Raw genomic sequence first — 21,429 nt, forward strand, 5'->3', positions numbered from 1 at the left:
TAAACGACATATTGAAACGAACGTTTCAAATAATGAGAAAAAAATTATAATGATCCTAAAACCTGATCAACTACCTCCTCTAATTGCTTGTCTAGAATGGAAGTAACCCGCAATCCCTGCAAAGAAGAAAACAAGTACAAAGCCAGGATATCTGCATTCTTGTCGGCACTGATTTCACCGGCTTGCTGAGCTGCAAGAATAAGTCCTGAAAAAAGCTGAACGACATGCGACATGTTCTCTGATAAGAATGACCGAACTCGCTCATCCTGGCCTGCCAGCTCCGAAGTACAGCTGGTAAGCATGCAGCCCTTTTGATTGCCCCCGGTGATATCGCTACTGATCCCTTTGAATAAAGCAACTATCGCCCCCTTAGGTGATTGGGCACCATTGACAAAGCCCTGAAGCATTTCATCCTGACGTTTTTGATAATGCTTCAGCGCCTCTTTGAACAAGGAAAACTTATCTCCAAAGGTGTTGTAAAAACTGGATCGGTTGAGCCCCGTCACATCCACCAGGTCTTGCATAGAGGTGCCATTGTAGCCTTTTTGCCAAAAAAGCTCCATGACGTCTTCAATGACCTGATTTCTATCAAATGTGATGGTCTTAGGCATATTGAAACAAACGTTTCAGAGCAAAGATAGTTCAAGAAATAAATCTTAATAGTTTCCGTTTTGGAAACTTTTTAGCATCTTTGGAGTAAGTATGCTCTAAACCTTGACAACTCTAGTTCGAAGAACTATGAAGGAATGCACCAATGCGAATCATTGCTGAAAGCACCTTAAAAAAATACTATCAAAAACATCCAGAAACTGAGACTGGAATCAAAGTTTGGTTACAAAAAGTCAAAAAAGCTAGTTGGAAACAACCTGCAGATATAACGAAAGATTTTAATCATGCGAGACCAATTGGAAATGGACGCGTGATTTTCCATATTAATAAAAATGACTATCGACTAATTGTTCAGGTAAACTATGACCTTGGTCAGGTTTTCATTTGTTTCATAGGAACTCACAGCGAATACGATAATATAGAGCCAATGACTGTGTGGGACTATTAAATTAATAAATAAAGTGGCAACAGATATAGCAATCAAACCAATCCGGACAGAAGAAGATTATCGACATGCATTGGATAGTCTCAGGGAGCTATTTAATGCTCAAAAAGGCACTCTTGAATTTGATCAGGCTGAAATATTGGGATTGCTTATTGAAAACTATGAGAATGAACACTATCCAATAGAAGCTCCAGATCCTATTGAGGCCATTAAGTATTTAATGGAGGAGGAAGGATTGAATCAATCGGACCTGGGAGAAATTATTGGAGATAAATCAAAGGCTTCACTCATTCTCAACCGAAAGCGAAAACTGAGTCTCTCCATGATTCGCAAACTTCAAGAACGGTTCAAACTTCCTGCTGAAGTTCTCATTCAGGATTATCCACTCGCCAAATAAAAAGCCACCCTGACGCTTTGGTCAGGATGGCTTTACTTAATGGGTGTCCCTGACCTTGAGCGTCAGGGGATCTATGTAATTCCGACCACAACGGTCGGGATTGAAATTACTTGGAGGCCAGCTCCACACTTCTGTTGATGAAGTCTGTCAGACGCTTACCGCTGAGCATTCCTTGTGACAGCATGGCCCAGTCGTACGCCTGCTTCGCCATCTCTACTTGTGCTTCTTCTGTTTCAGCTGCCAGAATTTTCTTAGTATATGCGTGATTCGCATTTACAGCGATCGACAGGTTCATTGGAAAGTCACCGAACATCATCGGTCCGCCACCGCCTTGCGCCTGCATGTCTTTCATTCTGCGGATAAACTCTGGTAGCGTAATGGTCACCGGCATGTCGTCAGTAGCCATCGGCTCCACAGTGATGGTGTTTTTGTCATCATTCACTGCTTTTTTGTACGCTTCTTCAACCTTCGTTTTCTCATCATCCGAGAGTACCGACTCCTTCTTCTCATCTTTATCGATCAACTTGTCGATCACATCTGAGTCTACTCGCTTCAGCGTGACTCCTTCGTACTTCTGCTCTACGTGATTGATAAAGTGGCTATCCACAGGACCATCCAGGATCAGCACGTCGTAGCTGCGTTTCTTAGCGGTCTCGATGTACCCGTGCTGTTTGTCCTCATCGGTGGTGTACAGGAAGACCACATTTTTATCCTTGTTGGTTTGATTGGCCTCAACCTGCTTCTTGTACTCATCGATGTTGAAATACTTGTCGTCAATGTTTTTCACCAAAGTGAATTCCTTGGCTTTCTCCTCAAACTTGTCTTCAGAGATCATACCGTACTTCACGAACACTCCGATATCCTCCCACTTACTTTCGTAAGCAGCTCGGTCTTTCTTGAACAGCTCACCCAGCTTGTCAGCCACCTTTTTCGTGATGTAGCCGTTGATTTTCTTCACATTGCTGTCAGACTGCAAGTAGCTACGTGACACGTTTAGCGGAATATCCGGTGAGTCGATCACCCCGTGTAGCAACTGCAAGAAATCTGGCACAATGTCCTTAACTTCATCGGTAATAAACACCTGACGAGAGTAGAGCTGGATTTTGTTGCGCTGGATTTCCATCTCCTTCTTCAGCTTAGGGAAGTACAGGATACCTGTAAGGTTGAATGGATAGTCCACATTGAGGTGAATCCAGAAGAGTGGCTCCTCCGCAAATGGATAAAGTTCTTTGTAAAATTCCTTGTAATCGTCATCAGTCAGGTCACTAGGAGACTTGGTCCAAAGCGGCGCGGTATTGTTGATGATGTTGTCTTTCTTAACCGTCTTCCACTTCTTCTTACCGTCTTTGTCCTCGCCATCTTCCTCCTGTTGCTCTTTCTCTCCAAATCGAATCGTGATTGGTAAGAACTTGGAGTATTTATCCAGAATGCCCTGGATTCTGTGCTCTTCCAGGAACTCCTCAGAGTCTTCTGCAATGTGCAGGATGATGTCCGTTCCGCGATCTTTCTTCTTGCCTTCTTTGATTTCAAACTCGGTATCTCCTTTTCCGATCCAGATGGCTGGTTCAGCACCTTCCTGATGCGAAAGCGTGTGGATTTCTACCTTCTTCGCCACCATAAAGGCCGAATAGAATCCCAGACCAAAGTGACCGATGATCTGCTGGTCTTCGCCCTTGTCTTTGTATTTTTCGATGAACTCAGTAGCTCCTGAAAAGGCAATCTGGTTGATGTATTTCTTGATCTCCTCCTCAGTCATACCAATACCCCGGTCGGATATGGTAATGGTCTTTTTCTTCTTATCAACCTTCACGTCTACGATCAGGTCGCCCATCTCTCCTTTATATTCACCCAGCTGAGCCAGTCGCTTCAGCTTTTGGGAAGCATCCACTGCGTTGGATACCAACTCTCTTAGGAATATCTCATGATCGGAGTATAAAAACTTCTTGATGATCGGGAAGATGTTCTCCGTGTGAATTGAAATAGTACCTTTCTCTGCCATTGCTTTATATTCAGTTTTTTGATTTCAACTGATGCCAAAGAACCAAATACTATTCCAGAGGTGAAAAACTGTCAAAGTGTCACGGTATGTGGTCATTTAGACTTTGCCTACTGACATATTTCCATTTTAATGGACATTACAATACAAAAGCCAATACCATGCTTCGAGTGCCTCAGTATGACATTGGCTCACATTTAATGTTGGAATCGGCTTTATTCAGGAATAATCGTTCCTTTACCTAATCCGATCCGCACTTCTTACCAGCTTCTCGTCTTTGCGGATGAAACGGTTACCCAATGAGTTGAAGAGCAGGGCGACCGCAATGATGTAAAACCCAATCTGGAAATTGCCTACGGTCTCTGGATTCAGCATTTGATCGCCTTTGGTAGAATACCAGTAGGTCATAAACAGACAGCCACCCATCACCAGGGAATTCAAAGTATTCAACTGCATCTGGCGCAAGCGGTTTTTGTAAGAAAAAATAGAAACCAAAGCCACAGCAGCTGCCAGAATGGCCAATACAGAAATCCAATAAGTATCTACGGTGGCCATGGGTGTGAATTCTCCCGACTCATCGAAAGAAGAGTAGACCAATTCGAACGCATTCAGCTCCACTACTTCCTTAGCGGAAACGTCTACTTTGTTCCACATCGGTAAAAACAAGATGGTCACCATCACGATCGCCACGATCAATAAAAAGACAGACTGGATTCTCTGTAACATAGTTTTGAAGATTTAGGTCGCAAAATTGGCCATCCTAGACCACATTGACAAGCAAGTGCTTACTTTTGCAGCCTTGAGGTATTTTCTGGACATAGCTTATAGAGGAACGTCGTTTCATGGATGGCAGATCCAACCCAATGCCATTACGGTGCAGGAAGAGATTAATCGTGCGCTTACCACACTACTGCAAACGGAAACTGAATGTCTGGGGAGTGGACGCACGGATACTGGTGTGCATGCCTCACAGCAGATTGCACACTTCGATACGGATAGTGAATTGGACAATGACCAGTTGCAATACAAGTTGAATGCTTTATTGCCTTATGAAATAAGCATCAATGCGGTGAGACGGGTAAAAGACGAAGCGCATGCCCGATTTGATGCGACCAGCCGCTCCTATGAATACCACATTCACAAGCAAAAGAACCCCTTCAAGGCAGGTCTTTCTTACTTATTTACAAGAGAGCTGGACATTGAAAAAATTAATGAAGCCACTCAAGTTCTGCTAAACTGGCAAAACTTTCAGGCTTTCAGTAAGGTTCATACGGACGTGAAGACGTTTGACTGTACCATTCATCAGATTCGTTGGCAGGAACCGAACGACAGTCACGTGTTTTCCGTAAGTGCCAATAGGTTTTTGAGAGGCATGGTACGGGCAATGGTTGGGACCCTGCTGGAAATAGGTCAAAACAAGATGAGCATATCCGACCTGGAAATGGTGCTTAAAAGTGGCGTGAGGTCCAACGCTGGCAGGTCTGCACCTCCAGAAGGACTGTTTTTGACTGCCGTGGAATATCCAAAAGACATTTATCTAGACTAGAGCGAGACGTTGGAAAAAGAACAAAAGATTAGTGGGAAGATCCTGGATGTGCAAATCCTAAAAAGGCTTTTTGTATTTGCGCAGCCCTACATCAAACAATTTTACCTGGTGACCTTCCTGACCATTGCCCTGGCACTATTAACGCCACTGCGACCCAAGCTGATCCAGATGACCATCGATGATCATGTGGCTTACAATGATTATCAGGGACTGGTCAAATGGATCATTGTTTTAATAGTACTACTTGTGGTGCAAGCTGTCGTTCAGTACTACCACACTTTCTTGTCCAGTTGGCTGGGTCAGTACATTATTAAAGACATTCGGATAAAGCTTTTCAAACACATCCAGGCACTCCGCTTAAAATTCTTCGACAATACACCAATCGGCCGACTGGTCACTAGAAATGTTTCGGATATAGAGACGCTCTCTGAAGTGTTCAGTACCGGAGTAGCAGGGATCATTGCCGATATTTTACAACTGGTGGTCATTCTGTCCTTCATGTTTTATGAAAGCTGGCAGCTCTCCCTGGTGAGTTTATCCTTATTGCCAGTATTACTTTTTGCTACTTACATTTTCAAGGAGAAAGTTAAAGTTTCATTCAATGAGGTACGAACTGCCGTCTCCAATCTGAATGCCTTCGTGCAGGAGCACATCACGGGGATGAACATCGTGCAGATCTTCAATGCCGAAAAACGCGAACACGAAAAATTCAAAGAAATCAACCGGGAGCACAGACGAGCCAACATCAAGGCAGTTTTTTACTATGCGACATACTTCCCTGTGGCGGAGATTATCCAGGCCGCAGGTATCGGGTTGGTGATCTGGTATGGAGCTGGAGGAGTCATACGGGAGGAACTAACCCTGGGAGTGTTGATCGCCTTCATCATGTACATTCAGATGTTTTTCCGCCCGATACGAATGATCGCTGATCGATTCAACACCCTTCAGATGGGAATTGTTGCTTCTAACAGGATTCTGGACCTCATGGACAGTGATGAGCACATACCCGATAATGGGGACCATGCTCCCGAGCAGATTGAAGGCTCTGTAAAGTTTGAAAAAGTCTGGTTTGCGTATAATGACGAGGATTGGGTACTCAAGGACATCAACTTCGAGGTGCAAAAAGGACAGGCTTTAGCATTGGTTGGCGCCACAGGAGCGGGCAAGTCTTCGGTGATTAACCTGCTCACTCGCTTTTATGAAATTAATAAAGGAGACATCTATATCGATGGTACATCGGTGAAGTCATATGAGCTATCCAATCTTAGACAGCACATTGCAGTCGTATTGCAGGATGTATTCTTATTTTCAGACACGATTTATAACAACATCACGCTACGAAACCCGAACATCAGCAAGGAGAAAGTGATTGAAGCGGCTGAGTTGGTTGGTGCGCGCACCTTTATCGAAAAACTGCCAGGGGGTTTTGACTACAACGTGATGGAGCGAGGATCTACGCTTTCTGTGGGTCAGCGTCAGTTGATCTCCTTTGTGCGGGCCATGGTCTACGATCCTAAAATCATCGTGTTGGATGAAGCGACTAGTTCCGTAGATACCGAAACGGAGGAACTGATCCAGGGAGCCATTCAAAAACTGATGAAAGGGCGCACTTCCATCGTGATTGCTCACCGATTGTCTACCATCCAGAATGCGGATAAGATACTCGTTTTAGACAAAGGGGAGATCGTGGAAAAAGGTACCCACGATGAATTACTTGACTTAGATGGCTATTATGCACAACTTCACCAGATGCAATACAAAGAAGTAGCAACCTCATGAACATCAAATGGCAACGGATTCTCTATCTAGGACTAATTGTGGTTTTTCTGGGGGCCATCGGAACATCCATTTATTATCTGCTGGGAGGTTTTGAACCCATTGTCATCTATCGGGTAGAGGATGGCAAACGAACCATCGTAGGGAAGCAGTTTGTCACCTCTGTCACCAGTGAAAAGCCCGGCCTCTTTTTTGAGCGCTGCAGGACACTCCTGGAGGAAGATAAAATCGATGGGAAACTCACGGTGATCACCTTCAACAGCGATACGCTGGAGCGCGCTGAAGTGGCGCAGTTCATCGGGATCGAACTCAACCAAGATATGGCTGAGATCCCGAGAGAATTTGAAATATTGAAACTCGACTCTGCAGTCTACTACAAAATGTACCTGACCATGCACCCACTGGTGCAGCCCAGAACCAAAAACCATCTCCCCATGCTACAGGATGAAGCAGACAAATACAACGAAAAAATCATTGGTAACCTGCTGACTACTTACTACCCCGACAACTCCAAAGTAGCTGAGAGTTGGGTGGGGGATGAATGATTGAAACCTCTCCACTTATAGGTCATTGAAACTATTATTTTGATAAATAATGGTGGGTCGTTGTAATTGTAGTTAACTAACCTAGTTAAATTCAAATTGCCACAATGAAAAAACTAACGATTATCACCGTATTTTCCATTCTCACACTTTGCTTTTCATGTTCAGAGGAAATCGACCCTCTTGAAAACCTTGAAGAGATAGAGAAAGTAGACTTGGAGGATGAATCCAAATTATCTAGAACCTTATTGGGTAAAGGCACTACTAGTTCAGGACGAATAAATGAGTCGAATTTTGGGGGCTTAGATTTTGACAAGATCTACAAGCGCAAAGCTGATGAGAACTCTGAATATTCTAACTACATGATTCGCTTGTATCCTCCTAAAGAGGTTAAAAACAGTGTTGAATACTTGGTTCTCATAGAATTAAAAGAAGGTTTTCGAACCTACATTCTTCAATATCAAACGGAAGATAAATTTCTGAATAAAATTTATGACCCAACCATATACACAGGGTACGTGAATATTTTAGATCTGAATAGAGAGTTGCTTGCTCAGAACTATTTTGTAGATGGTGAAGACGTTCCTTTGGAGGATGCATCTAATGGAAGAGTAGCGGCACAGAAATGTGATTGTGAATATGAATATACTTTAATACAACCAGGAACTACATATGGTGAAGGCGGAGGATATTTAGTTCCAATTGGCCTTGTTTGCACTTGCGCTGAAGTAGCAGAAATATCAGATCAAGGCGTAGAAGACAGTGGAGGAGGTGGAATTGGAGAGGTCATCTACGATCCGTCAAATCCAGATGGTAGTGGTGGCGGAGGCTCCGGTAACGAGAATCCCGAAGATGGTATTACCAGGGATAGGGTCGGCACGGTAAAAGATATAGACTGTGATGTTGAAAATCATATATTCTACAATAATGAATGTGTTCCTCTTGAAGAATACCTAGCTGATAAATGGGAGCCGTGTCTCATGGAAATCTGGAATGCTGCCACTGAATCAGATGCTGCTTTCGCAATGCTTGCTGGATTTCTGGAAGAGTATCCCATGGCAGAGTTGAAAATTGATGTTGTAAATTCGGATATGGAGATCTATGAAGAGTTTGGAGGAGATAAAGTTTACGAGTGGGGTGATCTTTTGGATACTTATGGTTTTTCAATCGATTGGTTTCAAGAGCAATATGTTTACCTGACCATGCATAACATGACTAATGCTAGCCAAATATTTATAGGATCAGTTTTAGGTCATGAACTGATACATGCCAGCATGATGGAAGATATTTACAGCAATACGAATATCATAACCAATAATCAATATGATCTTTCTGATCTTCAAAATAATTTTCCGCTAATTTATGACTTATGGATAACTCAAGGGTTAGGTCCAGAAGGAGCCTCGCACGAGGCTATGGCACAAAACTACCGAGATGGAATGATCATGTTTATGAGAGAAATAGACATTTCACTAAATGGGAGTCCGGTAAATGAGGGTATTTATGAGGAACTATCTTGGGTAGGACTAGAAGGAACAGATGCTTTTGAAGCGGCTGTTGCAACAGGACAAATTAGTGTATCACAATTGAATAATATACAAAATGCCGAGTTATCTAAAGGTAAGTGTAATTAGTATTCTTTTATTTCAAATACTTCTATGTCATTCCCAAACTAGAGATTTGGATGGGCTAAATGATTGTGATGATGCTTTCCGAAAAGCAGAAAGTGATGTAAAAAATGGCCAACTGTTATGGTATAAACAAATTAGACCAAATGCTCACAGTAAATACTTTATTCAAGATCCTACCAGCTATTATAAAAGAAGAAATCAGATAGATTCCTTGATGTATAATATTCATGGCATAGATGTTAAAAGATATGACTATTTGAATGATACATTGTTGAACCGAGATCGGATTGCCAGATGTTATAATGTCTTTATCACCCATCACATGGACACTACATACTCGGAACACTTCATGATAGAAATTTACAATGAACTGAACAAACTCAATGGTGAACCTCCGTTGGATTCTACATGGGTCAGAAAAAAGAAAATACCTGATCAAAAATAAAAGCGGAAGTGCAGATTTATCTAAGGGTAAGTGTAATTGGTCTCAAATAAACCCCATTTAATAATAGCTCCGAATCTCTTAAAGGTCGATTTCTTTTTGTGTCAGACCCAGAGCCGAACTTATATGGAAAGGTTCTTTATAAAGAAGGCTATTTCGAGGCAACGAGAATTTATGATGATTCAGAGATTCCTTTTTTCTATCTGGATCAAAAAATTGACTAGTTAAACTCGTTTAGGATTGGATGTGGACGTGACAGCTTTAGACCTTCATGAAATGAGACAAAAATCAATTCTTCTGTTCCTGATAATCAATACGCATGTCGTTTTTTCTCAAAACGATCAGTATTATCAATTCGTGAAACCAGTAGAAGACTCCGTATTTATCCTGTTTAACGTTGAGGATTCAAAATTCTCCATCGAACGTCTCGGTGGAGAAGACCCGAATCCTGGTCACGACTATGTTATCAAAATGGAAATAGGAATTGATCTTCGTTTCACAAACAACTATTATCCATCCGACATATACCAAAGCACCATTTCATTTGATTCAATGGCTCAATTAGATGTTAAAGACTATTGGTGGTTATACCATAATTATCAAGATAGTAACAGGGATAGATTATTGCAAAAGCTCAATTGGGACCAGACCGACTTCTATTTAGTGTTGCCTGACAGTTGCCAAAAAACAGCTACCCTATACCGGGTGTTCAATAGAAATAATACGGAATACTAATTCATTTTGAGACATTAAAAGAACAGATAGGTTATGGAAACCTATGAAAGCTTTAAGATTTACACTAACATCAGTATTTAGCAGTATCTTAATGACTGCTACAGCCCAATACAACAGTTATTATGTTGTTGGATCTGAAAAATTGGACACATTAGATACGAGAATTCTAAGCCATCAACATTCAGGAGACAGCATTCATAAAATCTGTTATGAATTATTGAGTCATCATGGAGACGTATTTAAAGAAGAATGCTTTATTCTAATTCACGATGGCTCGTATCAGAACATAAAATTTATTTCTGAACGCGAGTTGTTTATCCAAAATCAAGTATTTAAGGTTACTAAGTATTTGAAAGATGATCCAAACATAGCTGATGACGAAGAAATACTCTTCTACACACCGTCCCTTGGAATCATTTTTAGATACAACCTGGCATGGGAGGGATATAATCGCCTTTTTCGGACTTCTTCACTCTCCAAAACTCAATTTGGAATTTTGATAGTTGATCAAATAATGATGGATAAAGAATTTCTCAACTCTTTGGATTGATGGTGAAACAGACTACTGTACGGAATAAAATTAATTTTGCATTGGTTGTAGTTGTATTGGTTTTGTTAGGCATTTCTAATAAATCAAATGCACAATCTCCACTCAGCAATGATCAATATAGATTTATAGAGTACTACTTCTGTGAGATCTTTGAGGCCAGAAAAACGGATAAATTAAGTCTCAATCTGCTAAATTATTCAGATGTCATCATGAGATGGGAGCCAAAATTATCATTAGATGACATTATCTCTAAGGAGTTCATGCAAAAGTACTTACTACCTTTACAAGGGTGGGATACATTAATTTCAAAACAGGATTTTGTCGAAATGAGGTCTCATATAGACAGACTTTCTAATGTAACCCGTCTAAATCAAAAAGAACTAAGGATCAAAAGAAAGAATCTGCTAATAAAAGAGGATGAAAGTAAAAATAGACTAAATAAAAGCTATTCTGACTACACCACTTATCGAATAACCCCACCTGTTTATAATCTAAAAAGAGATTTAATCTTACTTTATGTAGAAAATCACTGTGGTATAGAATGCGGTGGCGGAGAATTCCTATTATTCAAAAAATCAGATAAAGATGGCTCTTTCATCTTCTTAGGTCGGTTGCCCTTATGGGTTAGTTAAAGTAACTAATAAACCTCCTCCTCACTCTCGCCTTGTAGCTGCTTGTCGTGGAGTTCTTTGTAAGCGCCGTTTTTGTTCATCAGCTCATCATGCGTACCTGCTTCCTGCACATAGCCATCATCTAGCATAATCACTTTGTCGGCAAGCTTGGCTGAGGACACTCGATGGGAAATGATGACTGATGTTCTTCCTTTCATTATTCGAGCCATGGCATTGAGGATGGCATTCTCCGTCTTGGTATCTACAGCAGACAAGGCATCATCCAAAATCAAAATCTTGGGTTCGCGAGCGATGGCTCGTGCAATGGACACCCGCTGTTTCTGACCTCCTGATAACGTGATGCCTCGCTCTCCTACTCGAGTGTCAAAGCCATTCGGGAAGCGGTCAATGTTTTCTAGCAAATCAGCATCTGCAGCGGCTTTTTTAATGTCCTCAAAGCTCATCTCGTCTTTACCAAAAGCGATGTTGCCTTTCACCGTATCAGAGAACAAAAAGACGTCCTGCGGTACATAACCAATCTGGCTTCTCACCGTCTCCAGGCTGTATTTCTTGATGTCATTTTCGTCTATTTTGAGCGTGCCACCAGACACATCATACATTCGGCAGATCAGGTTGGCAATGGTACTTTTACCCGATCCAGTGGTACCAATAATGGCTATCGACTCTCCTGGTTTCACATCAAACGACACATTTTTCAACGCCTGGATTCCAGAATCAGGATACGTAAACGATACCTCCTTGAACTGAATGTGTCCAGCAATATCGGTGATCAGATTTTCAGTGGAGACGATCTCACTTTTAGTATTTAAGAATTCATTGATACGCTTCTGAGAAGCTGCCGCTCGCTGGATGATACTCGTGATCCAACCAAGAGAGGTTACCGGCCAGGTGAGCATGTTCACATAAATGATAAACTCGGCAATCACACCGGTACTGATCGCGCCTTCAAATACCTCTACCGACCCGATGTACACCGTGAAAATCACGCTCAAACCAATCAGACCCATGATGAGCGGAAAGAACAATGCCTGCACAAAAGCGAGCCCAAGAGACTTGTGCTTGTAGTCCTCGCTGGCCTTGTCAAACTCCTGCTCCATGTCCTCTTCCCTGACGAAAGCCTTGATCACACGGATTCCCGAAAAAGCTTCCTGTACAAAAGTCGATAAGCCAGATAAACTTTGCTGGATTTCTTCTGATCGTTTGTTGATGATGTTGTTGACGAAATAAATGCTAATTGACAGCAGTGGAAGCGGAATCAACGAATAGAGTGTCAATCTTGGGTTGATGGAAAACATGAACGGGATCACCATGAAAAAGAGCGTAAATAGGTTGATTCCATACATGATCGCCGGACCCACATACATACGCACTTTGCTGACATCCTCTGAGATACGAGCCATCAAGTCCCCGGTGTTGTTCTTTCTATAAAAGCTGAGCGGCAATGTTTGGTAATGTTCGTACACCTCATTTTTTAAGTCATACTCTACTCTTCTGGACATCACAATGATGGTCTGCCGCATGAAAAACATGAAGACTCCTTTGAGCAAAGCGGACACCAGAATCATCAAACCGAGGATCAAAATGCTTTGTGCAAACACCGCATAGGTCGATTCCTGCAGGTCAAAACCACTAAACGCCTGAAAAATATCGTAGCTGCGCTGCAGCAGATCAAACGAATATCTGACTACCACAGCCGGCACTATGCCAAAGAAATTGGAGATAATGATAAAAATTGTCCCCAGAATCAGATGCCATTTATATTTTCGAAAGTATTTATTGAGATGTGCTAAGTCTTTCACAAGGTTTAAAACGCTTAGATTGGCAAATGGTTATTTGATCAAAAACACCTAATTTTGAGGCCCTTTTGGTCGGATGGGCTTTACAGCGACCAAAGGCAGCAAAAGTAGTAATTACGACAACAATGATAGATACCCAACCCAAAGTAAAAAACAGCGAGATCTTCAGCGCCATGGCCGACCTCAACCATGAGCAGGTGGTCTTTTGTCATGATGAAGCGCTTGGCTTGAAAGCGATCATCGCGGTGCACAATACCGTGCTCGGCCCAGCCATGGGTGGCACGCGCATGTGGAATTACCAGTCGGAAGAAGAAGCAGTCAGAGATGTGCTGCGTCTCTCCAGAGGAATGACTTTTAAGAATGCCATCGCAGGATTAAATATCGGCGGGGGAAAAGCGGTCATCATTGGTGATGTGAAGAAAATCAAGACTGAAGCACTCATGCGCCGGTTTGGTAAATTTGTCAACAGCCTGAATGGTAAATACTGGACAGCTGAGGATGTGAACATGACCACTCGTGACATGGAATATGTGCGAATGGAAACCCCGTATGTGACAGGTCTTCCAGGCAAATCAGGTGACCCAAGTCCTGTCACTGCTTACGGTGTCTATATGGGCATGAAGGCCAGTGCCAAAAAAGCCTACGGATCCGATGATTTGAAGGGTAAAAAAGTGGTTGTGCAGGGTGCTGGGCACGTGGGAACTTATCTGATCGAATATTTGGTTAAGGAAGGCGCTGAAGTGTATGTATCAGACATCTTCGAAGATAAAATCGCTGGGGTAACCAGCAAGTTCAATCAGGTGAAAGTAGCCGATCCGAATGAACTGTATGCCATGGATATGGATATCTATGCTCCATGTGCACTGGGAGCCACATTGAATGACGAAACCATCGCTCAGTTGAAGTGCGCCATCGTAGCAGGCGCGGCAAATAACCAACTGGATGATGAAATTATACATGGTCAGGCTTTGAAGGATAGAGGGATTATCTATGCTCCAGACTTCCTGATCAACTCTGGTGGGATCACCAATGTGTACTATGAGCAACAGGGTAACTATGACCGAGATCGCGTTTACGAACAGACGGAACGGATCTATGGAGTATGTACCGAAGTGATCGAGTATGCAGATAACCACGACACTACCACGCACAAAGCGGCATTGCAGTTGGCAATGAACCGTATCAGTGATGTGGGCAAGGTCAAGTTAGCTTACTAGTGCCTCATGGCACTAACTATTCAATAGTACGGATTGACTAGGAAGCATAGCTAGACGAGCTTGTTATTAGTCGCTGAGACTTTTTCAATTGATAGGGAAAAGAAAAGTTAAAAATATAATTTATGCTTAATCGTAGGATTCTTCGTGTCAAAGCCATGCAGGCACTTTACAGTTATTTCACGACACAAGAATCGTTGAAAGAAGTGGTGCGCGAAAGACTGGAAAGTCAGTTTTATCCGGACCCTGCCAAGGATGACTTTTCTGAGTCAGACAAATTTGCGGCTCGTAGAAAACAAGCTTCCAATCTATTCAATGATCATTTGCTCGATAGAAAGGTTCAGCAAACATCGGAGGTAGAGGAAGATGTCATTGAGGCAGTAAATGCGTCAATTGATACGTATTACAAAGAACTGAACAAAGAGCGAAAGGCAATCAAACAAGCAATGCTGGCCGATGTAGAGGATATCAACAGACTGTATCTGAAGCTTCTGGTACTGCCAGTAGAGTTGGCGCACATTGAAAAGCTAGAGCAGGAGAGAAAAGCCAAGGCATACATTCATAAAGAAAGCCCCTGGAAATGGCACTTCATGAACAACCCGTTGATCGACGAGCTCACTAAGTTTGAAGCACTCAACAAAGCATTGATTGATCAGAAAATAGCATGGGATACTGATCAGGTGGATCAACTCAGAACCTGGTACAAGGACATTCTGCGCAAGGATGAAGTACTCAATGAGTACCAGACCAAGGAATCCCCAACCGAAGAAGAGCACAAGGAAATATTGCTCCACTTATTCAAAAAGATCATTTTCAAGAACAGCTCAATAGACGAGTACCTGTCAGAGACAGATCTGCACTGGAGTGAAAACAAGCCAATACTCAGAAGCCTGGTAGCCAAGACTTTCCAGGATTTTGAAGCAGAACTGGAGCCTCCTTACGAACTGAAATCGGTTAGTAAAAACGAGGATGAAGACATGGAGTTTTTCAATGTGATGTTTGATGAAACGCTAGCGAAGAATACTGACCTGGATGAGTTGATAGAAAAAAAGATCAAAAACTGGGACATCTCGCGAGTAGCAATGACTGACCGTATCATCCTGAAGATGGCACTGACTGAAATGATGCAGTTTCACGGTATTCCCACGAAAGTGACCATCAATGAGTTTATTGAGATCTCTAAACAATACAGTACTCCTAAGAGTAAACAATTTGTTAACGGGATTTTGGATGTACTCGCAAACGAACTAACTTCGGATGGTGTTATAAGAAAAAGTGGCCGTGGGCTAATCGACAATAAATAAAGATACTACTATGAGCAGTCGTGGAAATTCATTTTTTGCATTCTTATTTGGAGCCATCACTGGAGGAGTTCTGGGGATTTTGTTTGCCCCTGATAAAGGCACCAACACTCGTGATAAGCTGACTTATCGTCTGGACAAGTACAAAAAACGACTTGAAGAGATTGTGGATGATTTGGTGGAAGGAGCTGAGCTTACAGAGAATCAGGCCAAATCTGATGGTGAAAAGATCGTGAAAGACGCTAAGGTGAAAGCGGAAAAGCTTCTGGACGATGTAAATGGATTGATCGATCAGATCAAAACCAAGTAATCAACCGCCATTAACATATCATTAGGAATTAACCAGTAAGGTATAACGTCATTCTTATATAAGTTTGTGGAGTATTTGAAATCAAAAAGTGTTTAAAATGAAACTTAATACAATCAATCTGTTCGTGATCGCTCTTGCAGGGGCGTTAGCTTTTAGTTGTTCAAACAAAGAGCTGGAGTCAAGAATTGCCAAGTTGGAAGGAAAGGTAGCTGAACTAGAATCTACTAAAAGCACAACACCTAACCTCACACCAACGGCCAAGGCTACAGAGCCAGAGGTAAAACCAGATGGTCCACTTCCATCATTCGAATTTGCCGAAGAAAGTCATGATTTTGGCAGCATCACTGAGGGAGAAGTAGTAGAGCATACCTTTACTTTTAAAAATACTGGCGATGCGCCTCTGATTATTTCATCAGCTACTGCATCATGTGGATGTACTGTGCCAGACTGGCCTAAAGAGCCAATCCCAGTAGGTGAAGAAGGTAAAATCGAGGTAAGATTCGATAGCAAAAAGAAGCCGGGTATCCAGAACAAGACCATTACCATCACGGCTAATACATATCCTAAGCTCAATCGTCTTAGAATCAAAGCCAACGTACAGAAGGCTGACAATCCATCATAATTCATAATTTTTCAGAATGATCAAAACACTATTACTACAAGCCAGCACAGGTGGCACCAACTACACGCAATTCATCATGCTGGCTGGTATGATTGCCATTTTCTATTTCTTTTTCATCCGTCCGCAGCAGAAGAAGCAGAAGGATCAAAAGAAGTTTATCGAGGCAATTAAAAAAGGAGATCAGGTAGTAACTCTAGGTGGAATTCACGGTAAAGTTGTTTCAGTAGATGACTCAACGATCACCCTAGATGTAGATAGAGGCAACAAATTGCTAGTAGAAAAATCTTCTATCTCATTGGAGTCTAGCAAGCGAGTTTCTGGAGAAAAATAATAATGAATACTATACGTGTCTAGAGCATTTAACAACTGGAAGGTAGTCTTGCTATCGCTTATCGGAGCGACTACCTTCTGGTTTTTCAATGCACTGAACAAAAATTATGACGCCCGCATCAGCTACCCGATAGAGTTCGTTTTTCCTCGGGATAGCGTGGTGGTCATGAAACCGCTCGCAAGTACCATTGCGATCGATGTGTCCAGCGGAGGCTGGAATCTGCTCAGAAAGATTACCGTCAATACTACCCCGGTACGAGTTGAACTTGAAAACCCAACAGAGATTGGATTCTACACACGGAGTTCTTTACAACCCATAGTATCAGACCAGCTCAGTGAATTAAAGATCAACTACCTGGTCACAGACACTGTCTTCATCGACATAGAGGAAAAAAAGAAAAAACAAGTCCAATTGATCGTGGACTCACTGTCGATTGATTTAGCAGAAAACCATCGGATAGTAAGCCCTGTGATCATCGACCCTGATACCATCACTTTGATTGGTCCAAAAAGCTTTATCGATACCATCGGCAGTACCTACACATTAGGCATCCCTACCAGAGGTATTTCCAGCAACTATAACCGGGATGTGGAGGTCCGCCTGGAAGGAGGCAAACTCACTTCCAGTAGCCCTCTAGAGGTCTCGGTACAATTCAATGTAGATAAGTTTGAGCGTCAGAGCATTGAGGTGCCTGTAGAGGTGCAGAATGTTCCGGCGGATTCTTCCATCATGGTGGAGAAAGAAGTAGTGCAGGTATTCTATACCATACGAACCAGCCAGAAGGAGGATTACTCTGCAAAAGACTTTGCGATCACCACAGATCTCTTTTTGATGGATGAGGCCGACTCTACAGTCATGGCAATCCTGGTGTATCACCCGGAAGAGATCATTGAAATAGACGTAATACCAGAGTTTCTTAAGGTCATTCCTAATCCAAAGAATAATGAAGTCCAGTAGACCGCTGCTGGTTGGTATCACCGGAGGCATTGGTGCTGGAAAAAGTATTGTTTCGAGGGTTTTTGAAGTCCTGGGTATCCCAAAATATGATGCGGACACTCGAGCCAAAGCCTTGATGAACACCAATCAGCAACTCATTACACAAATCACAGAGCTATTTGGGCAAGAAGCCTATCAGGAAGGCATGCTAAACCGTCAGCATATTGCTGCCCAGGCTTTTGAAAATAAAGACCTCCTCCGTCAGCTCAACGAATTGGTTCATCCGGTAGTGGGTAAAGATTTTAAACGCTGGGCTGAACAGCAAGAATCTCCCTACATCCTGAAAGAAGCAGCACTTCTGTTTGAGAGTGGCTCTTACCAATCCCTCGACAAAATCATTACTGTAACTGCGCCAGAGCAAATCCGAATGGAGCGCGTGATGAGTCGCGATGGACGATCAGAAGAGCAGGTACAATCCATTATCAACAACCAGATGGATGAGGCAGAGAAGGTGAAAAAATCTGACTATGTGATCACCAACGATGGACAACAACTCGTCATTCCACAGGTCCTGCAGATTCACAGCGAACTATCTTAGAATATCTCCTGGTAACTTGATCTGATCGGCATAGAAGTTCATCCGTTTGGATGACAGGTCTAGAAGTTCGATCTGATCCACCATATCCTTCTGGTGGTTATAAAAGACTTCCACATAGACTTTGCCCAGTAGGTATAAATTAACCTTGTGGCGATAGTACCGAATAGAGGTAACCAACTGACCATTGAAGTAAAGCCATTTGGCTCTCTCAGGTAATGTAAGGGCTAAAAAACGGTCTCTGGTCATACCCTGAATTTACTAAAGAAAATTAATCTTCACAGTAAACCAGCTCATATTCTTCCGGTCGATATGCCTTGGACTTGAGGGTAGATCCATCTGCAGCAAAATAGGTCACTACATAAAAGGCTGCTTCCTTCAGATGCTGTTCTGCAAAGAACACCGGAGCGGACTCATTACCTACATTGATGATCTCATTGTACTGGACCGGCAGGATTTCTCCTCGCACATTTCCATGCAGGCCGTATCCATCCTCTCCAGACACCACCGCCAATAGCTCACCAGCCACCGTCATCCATGGACGCACACTTTGAATATTGTCTACAATTATTTCTTCATTCAGGTTGATCAGTGACCAGTCCAGATCTTGTCGTACCCAAAGGGAGGTATCGTTCCAGTCGATGATTTCATCATAGTCAAAGCCGATCACTTCTTTATTGAATGGATTGACAAGACCGTGTTTCCCATCCTTCACTACTTCATAGTTACCACGAATTCGTTTGATTCGGGCCTTGTATTCTGCCGGGATCAGCGCGCCATTATACAGATCATAGCAGCCAATATTACCATCCTTGAGTAGAAATAACAAACCGTCCTGCTCATCAATCACGTCATATTCTGGTGAGAGTAAATTGGAGCCATCAGTACGTTTAACGCCGGTTTTCCCCTTATACTTAAACTTAAACAACGAGTCAGCCATCAAAGTAAGCTCATCAAAATCTCCAAGAAACAGTAATTCAGAATGCTCATCAATTAACTTGTACTCATTACCATCGCGAATGCTCAAATAACTCGCCACACCTCCAGGTCTGGTGAATACGCTCAGTCGATTATTGGGCGTGAGTGGTACACGTTCGTTATTCTGAAAGATGAGCTCTAAAGTATCTCCCGACTTGATAAATGCTGCGAACTCGTTGAGCAACTTTACCGAGTCGATACTGTTGGTAGGCATGACACCATCCGGTCGCCTGGAGAGTAATATCCAATCTTCCTTTTTCAAAGCTATCCATCCATCATTGACCTCTATATGATCGAAATCCTGACGGATCACCTTTGATTTCTCTTCTTTGATCATCCGGTAAGTGTTGGCCTCCACCAGATACCAAAATGCACCGTTGATATATACTTCATGATCTGCCAGAGGTACTACAAAATCAAGATTTGCATCAAGCACCCCTTCCTGTCTGCCGTTAAACACCTGCATCAAAGTATCTTGTAGCAACTCATAGTCATCAAACTGAAACGCCAAACCTTCGTTTCCTTGCAATTGCTCCGGCGTAGTAATAGCATAAAGCCCCTCCCGTTCAACAACCACAAAAGGGCCAATCATCTCCACGTGATCATACTGAGCAGGAAGAACAACGGTACCATTCAGAGCACAGACGCCCCAATTGTAATCATTCTTGAAAGCTATCCACCCATTGGCCAGCTCCACGGCATCATCTACGGACTGATCCAAGACCTTAAAACCAGACGCGTGATAGAGATATGAACCATCCTCTGAAACCAGCTTCAAGGCTGGGCTCAAAGAGCGGTAACTCACCACTCCATCTATCAGGACCGTACCATTTCGGGCAATGAGCTGATTGCTGATCTGTGGACCTACCTGGAGCCAATTATCGTCAATAGCACCACAAGCATAATCAGGATGAACAGTTTTATACACTGGCGCCATGATTAACTCACCCATCGTGTCCATAAACCCAAACAATCCCTCCTCATAAATCGGAAATAAAACACGAGATGAAAGGTCGTGAATAGTCTGCAACGAATCCACATTAGGATGAATTCGGTAAACCTCTTGAGGTATTCTATCCTTTGGGTTTACCAACTTATGGTAGAGAATGTCCGCTGCTTTCTTATTGAGATGGCTGTTTGGATAATTCTTGATGAATTTGAGGTAATCGTCCTTATTATTGGTCACAGTCCACCGCTCAAAAATGATCTGCTCAGCCTCTTTGCGAAATGGAGTCTGAGGGTGCTCTTTTAAGAAGCGAACGTAGCTGGACGTCTGATTGTCCTGAGTATAGTCTTTGAAGAGCAATACCTGGTATCTCTTACGGGCATCTTCTACAAAAGGTGAATCAGGATATGTCTCAAAGTATGTTTTATAAGCCTGCCAGGTGTCCTCTTGACTAGTGGTTTCATAGGCCAATTCATCTCTCAGATAAGTTGCCCGAGTAAGTAGGTCGGAATAGGCAAAGCGTTGGCGAAAGTCTTCCAGAGCGGCTAATGTATTGGCCTCAGCAGCCCGATCAAACGCAGCTCTGGCTACTTGATTCCTTTGATAGATTAATGTATCCATAGACACACCTACATCCTGCAAGTCGTCCAGTACATCGGCATCTGCTCTATGAAAATCATCCAAAGCCCGTTCTATGAATAAACTTGATGAATCAATGTTTCTCCTTACGAAGGAACTATCCAGAAACAATCGAGAATAAAAATACCGCGCTCCGGGGTTGATTGAATCTTTCTCGATGGACTTAAGAACCAGCTTCTCAACTTTCTCAAAATCATGATTGAGATAGGCCTTTTGGATGCGATCCAGTATCCCCGCATTGGTCACAAATGCCACCATCAAAATAATAAAATACCCAACTGACCTCTTATTCATAGCTGATTGTTACACCTTTGCAAAGTAAAAACATTCTCTTTCAATGCTTGTTATGATTTTCGATATCCATTGAGCGGAGAATATTCCGGCTCATACAAGAATATTCCTGCCAGTCCGCCATGGCAAGTTCAAAATCAACCAGATGTATATCTTTACGTAATTAATT

At 42.5% G+C, this 21,429-nt stretch carries 22 protein-coding genes; 16 read left to right on the forward strand and 6 right to left on the reverse strand.

Annotated elements, in window-relative coordinates; translation table 11 throughout:
* Positions 1–44: 44 nt before the first annotated feature.
* Positions 45–611 (reverse strand): TetR/AcrR family transcriptional regulator, encoded by a 567-nt coding sequence (locus ACO067_RS10315; protein ID WP_421873737.1) that lies wholly within the window; start codon positions 609–611, stop codon positions 45–47.
* 143 nt (positions 612–754) lie between these two features.
* Here ACO067_RS10315 and ACO067_RS10320 point away from each other — a divergent pair, with 143 nt between their 5' ends.
* Both ACO067_RS10320 and ACO067_RS10325 read left to right on the forward strand, forming a co-directional pair.
* Positions 755–1,057, forward strand: coding sequence for a type II toxin-antitoxin system HigB family toxin (locus tag ACO067_RS10320; protein ID WP_421873739.1), 303 nt, complete (start codon positions 755–757; stop codon positions 1,055–1,057).
* Positions 1,058–1,070: 13 nt separating this feature from the next.
* Positions 1,071–1,451, forward strand: a complete 381-nt coding sequence (locus ACO067_RS10325; RefSeq protein ID WP_421873741.1) for a helix-turn-helix domain-containing protein — start codon at positions 1,071–1,073, stop codon at positions 1,449–1,451.
* Positions 1,452–1,557: 106 nt separating this feature from the next.
* On the opposite strand, the gene htpG is transcribed toward ACO067_RS10325, so the two are convergent.
* Positions 1,558–3,450, reverse strand: coding sequence for a molecular chaperone HtpG (htpG, locus tag ACO067_RS10330; protein ID WP_421873742.1), 1,893 nt, complete (start codon positions 3,448–3,450; stop codon positions 1,558–1,560).
* Positions 3,451–3,684: 234 nt separating this feature from the next.
* Positions 3,685–4,173, reverse strand: coding sequence for a DUF4293 domain-containing protein (locus ACO067_RS10335; RefSeq protein ID WP_421873744.1), 489 nt, complete (start codon positions 4,171–4,173; stop codon positions 3,685–3,687).
* 25 nt (positions 4,174–4,198) lie between these two features.
* On the opposite strand from ACO067_RS10335, the gene truA reads away from it, so the two are divergent.
* The 7 genes from truA to ACO067_RS10370 all read left to right on the forward strand — a co-directional run bounded on the left by truA (position 4,199) and on the right by ACO067_RS10370 (position 11,301).
* Positions 4,199–4,993: a tRNA pseudouridine(38-40) synthase TruA gene (gene truA, locus ACO067_RS10340; RefSeq protein WP_421873746.1), complete on the forward strand. Its 795-nt coding sequence runs from the start codon at positions 4,199–4,201 to the stop codon at positions 4,991–4,993.
* Positions 4,994–5,002: 9 nt separating this feature from the next.
* Positions 5,003–6,772: an ABC transporter ATP-binding protein gene (locus ACO067_RS10345; protein ID WP_421873748.1), complete on the forward strand. Its 1,770-nt coding sequence runs from the start codon at positions 5,003–5,005 to the stop codon at positions 6,770–6,772.
* On the forward strand, positions 6,769–7,314 hold the full coding sequence (locus ACO067_RS10350; protein WP_421873750.1) for a hypothetical protein: 546 nt from the start codon (positions 6,769–6,771) through the stop codon (positions 7,312–7,314). The genes ACO067_RS10345 and ACO067_RS10350 overlap by 4 nt, the downstream gene beginning before the upstream one ends.
* Positions 7,315–7,418: 104 nt before the next feature.
* Positions 7,419–8,945, forward strand: coding sequence for a hypothetical protein (locus ACO067_RS10355; protein ID WP_421873752.1), 1,527 nt, complete (start codon positions 7,419–7,421; stop codon positions 8,943–8,945).
* Positions 8,946–9,660: 715 nt separating this feature from the next.
* On the forward strand, positions 9,661–10,119 hold the full coding sequence (locus ACO067_RS10360) for a hypothetical protein (RefSeq protein WP_421873754.1): 459 nt from the start codon (positions 9,661–9,663) through the stop codon (positions 10,117–10,119).
* Positions 10,120–10,162: 43 nt separating this feature from the next.
* The gene (locus tag ACO067_RS10365; RefSeq protein WP_421873755.1) at positions 10,163–10,669 is read left to right on the forward strand and encodes a hypothetical protein; all 507 of its coding nucleotides are present in this window, start codon (positions 10,163–10,165) and stop codon (positions 10,667–10,669) included.
* Positions 10,669–11,301: a hypothetical protein gene (locus tag ACO067_RS10370; protein WP_421873757.1), complete on the forward strand. Its 633-nt coding sequence runs from the start codon at positions 10,669–10,671 to the stop codon at positions 11,299–11,301. Before ACO067_RS10365 ends, ACO067_RS10370 begins: the two co-directional genes overlap by 1 nt.
* A 5-nt stretch (positions 11,302–11,306) precedes the next feature.
* Here the strand turns inward: ACO067_RS10370 and ACO067_RS10375 are convergent, their stop codons facing one another.
* Positions 11,307–13,100: an ABC transporter ATP-binding protein gene (locus ACO067_RS10375; RefSeq protein WP_421873759.1), complete on the reverse strand. Its 1,794-nt coding sequence runs from the start codon at positions 13,098–13,100 to the stop codon at positions 11,307–11,309.
* 122 nt (positions 13,101–13,222) lie between these two features.
* Between ACO067_RS10375 and ACO067_RS10380 the strand changes: the two genes are divergently transcribed.
* The 7 genes from ACO067_RS10380 (at position 13,223) to coaE (ending at position 18,409) form a co-directional block, all read left to right on the forward strand.
* Positions 13,223–14,314: a Glu/Leu/Phe/Val dehydrogenase dimerization domain-containing protein gene (locus ACO067_RS10380; protein WP_421873761.1), complete on the forward strand. Its 1,092-nt coding sequence runs from the start codon at positions 13,223–13,225 to the stop codon at positions 14,312–14,314.
* Positions 14,315–14,436: 122 nt separating this feature from the next.
* Entirely contained in the window at positions 14,437–15,615 is a 1,179-nt protein-coding gene (gene nusB / locus ACO067_RS10385) for a transcription antitermination factor NusB (RefSeq protein ID WP_421873763.1), read from the forward strand.
* A 10-nt stretch (positions 15,616–15,625) separates the two neighbouring features.
* Positions 15,626–15,922 (forward strand): YtxH domain-containing protein, encoded by a 297-nt coding sequence (locus tag ACO067_RS10390; RefSeq protein WP_421873765.1) that lies wholly within the window; start codon positions 15,626–15,628, stop codon positions 15,920–15,922.
* Positions 15,923–16,019: 97 nt separating this feature from the next.
* On the forward strand, positions 16,020–16,544 hold the full coding sequence (locus ACO067_RS10395) for a DUF1573 domain-containing protein (protein WP_421873767.1): 525 nt from the start codon (positions 16,020–16,022) through the stop codon (positions 16,542–16,544).
* Between the two features lie 16 nt (positions 16,545–16,560).
* Complete coding sequence (yajC, locus tag ACO067_RS10400) at positions 16,561–16,875, forward strand: preprotein translocase subunit YajC (protein WP_421873769.1); 315 nt, start codon at positions 16,561–16,563, stop codon at positions 16,873–16,875.
* A 15-nt stretch (positions 16,876–16,890) separates the two neighbouring features.
* Positions 16,891–17,832, forward strand: coding sequence for a hypothetical protein (locus tag ACO067_RS10405; protein WP_421873770.1), 942 nt, complete (start codon positions 16,891–16,893; stop codon positions 17,830–17,832).
* Complete coding sequence (gene coaE, locus ACO067_RS10410; RefSeq protein WP_421873772.1) at positions 17,819–18,409, forward strand: dephospho-CoA kinase; 591 nt, start codon at positions 17,819–17,821, stop codon at positions 18,407–18,409. The genes ACO067_RS10405 and coaE overlap by 14 nt, the downstream gene beginning before the upstream one ends.
* On the opposite strand, the gene ACO067_RS10415 is transcribed toward coaE, so the two are convergent.
* Positions 18,401–18,655, reverse strand: a complete 255-nt coding sequence (locus tag ACO067_RS10415) for a hypothetical protein (RefSeq protein WP_421873774.1) — start codon at positions 18,653–18,655, stop codon at positions 18,401–18,403. The two genes, coaE and ACO067_RS10415, sit on opposite strands and share 9 nt — an antisense overlap.
* Positions 18,656–18,677: 22 nt before the next feature.
* Positions 18,678–21,263, reverse strand: a complete 2,586-nt coding sequence (locus tag ACO067_RS10420; protein WP_421873776.1) for a hypothetical protein — start codon at positions 21,261–21,263, stop codon at positions 18,678–18,680.
* Positions 21,264–21,429: the final 166 nt, after the last annotated feature.

Source organism: Marinoscillum sp., assembly GCF_965229915.1.
GTDB lineage: Bacteria > Bacteroidota > Bacteroidia > Cytophagales > Cyclobacteriaceae > Marinoscillum.

Coding starts and splice junctions, on each gene's coding strand:
- ACO067_RS10315 (WP_421873737.1), bottom strand. CDS start 611: ATGCCTAAGACCATCACATTTGATAGAAATCAGGTCATTGAAGACGTC.
- ACO067_RS10320 (WP_421873739.1), top strand. CDS start 755: ATGCGAATCATTGCTGAAAGCACCTTAAAAAAATACTATCAAAAACAT.
- htpG (WP_421873742.1), bottom strand. CDS start 3,450: ATGGCAGAGAAAGGTACTATTTCAATTCACACGGAGAACATCTTCCCG.
- ACO067_RS10335 (WP_421873744.1), bottom strand. CDS start 4,173: ATGTTACAGAGAATCCAGTCTGTCTTTTTATTGATCGTGGCGATCGTG.
- ACO067_RS10350 (WP_421873750.1), top strand. CDS start 6,769: ATGAACATCAAATGGCAACGGATTCTCTATCTAGGACTAATTGTGGTT.
- ACO067_RS10355 (WP_421873752.1), top strand. CDS start 7,419: ATGAAAAAACTAACGATTATCACCGTATTTTCCATTCTCACACTTTGC.
- ACO067_RS10360 (WP_421873754.1), top strand. CDS start 9,661: ATGAGACAAAAATCAATTCTTCTGTTCCTGATAATCAATACGCATGTC.
- ACO067_RS10365 (WP_421873755.1), top strand. CDS start 10,163: ATGAAAGCTTTAAGATTTACACTAACATCAGTATTTAGCAGTATCTTA.
- ACO067_RS10370 (WP_421873757.1), top strand. CDS start 10,669: ATGGTGAAACAGACTACTGTACGGAATAAAATTAATTTTGCATTGGTT.
- ACO067_RS10380 (WP_421873761.1), top strand. CDS start 13,223: ATGATAGATACCCAACCCAAAGTAAAAAACAGCGAGATCTTCAGCGCC.
- nusB (WP_421873763.1), top strand. CDS start 14,437: ATGCTTAATCGTAGGATTCTTCGTGTCAAAGCCATGCAGGCACTTTAC.
- ACO067_RS10390 (WP_421873765.1), top strand. CDS start 15,626: ATGAGCAGTCGTGGAAATTCATTTTTTGCATTCTTATTTGGAGCCATC.
- ACO067_RS10395 (WP_421873767.1), top strand. CDS start 16,020: ATGAAACTTAATACAATCAATCTGTTCGTGATCGCTCTTGCAGGGGCG.
- yajC (WP_421873769.1), top strand. CDS start 16,561: ATGATCAAAACACTATTACTACAAGCCAGCACAGGTGGCACCAACTAC.
- coaE (WP_421873772.1), top strand. CDS start 17,819: ATGAAGTCCAGTAGACCGCTGCTGGTTGGTATCACCGGAGGCATTGGT.
- ACO067_RS10415 (WP_421873774.1), bottom strand. CDS start 18,655: ATGACCAGAGACCGTTTTTTAGCCCTTACATTACCTGAGAGAGCCAAA.
- ACO067_RS10420 (WP_421873776.1), bottom strand. CDS start 21,263: ATGAATAAGAGGTCAGTTGGGTATTTTATTATTTTGATGGTGGCATTT.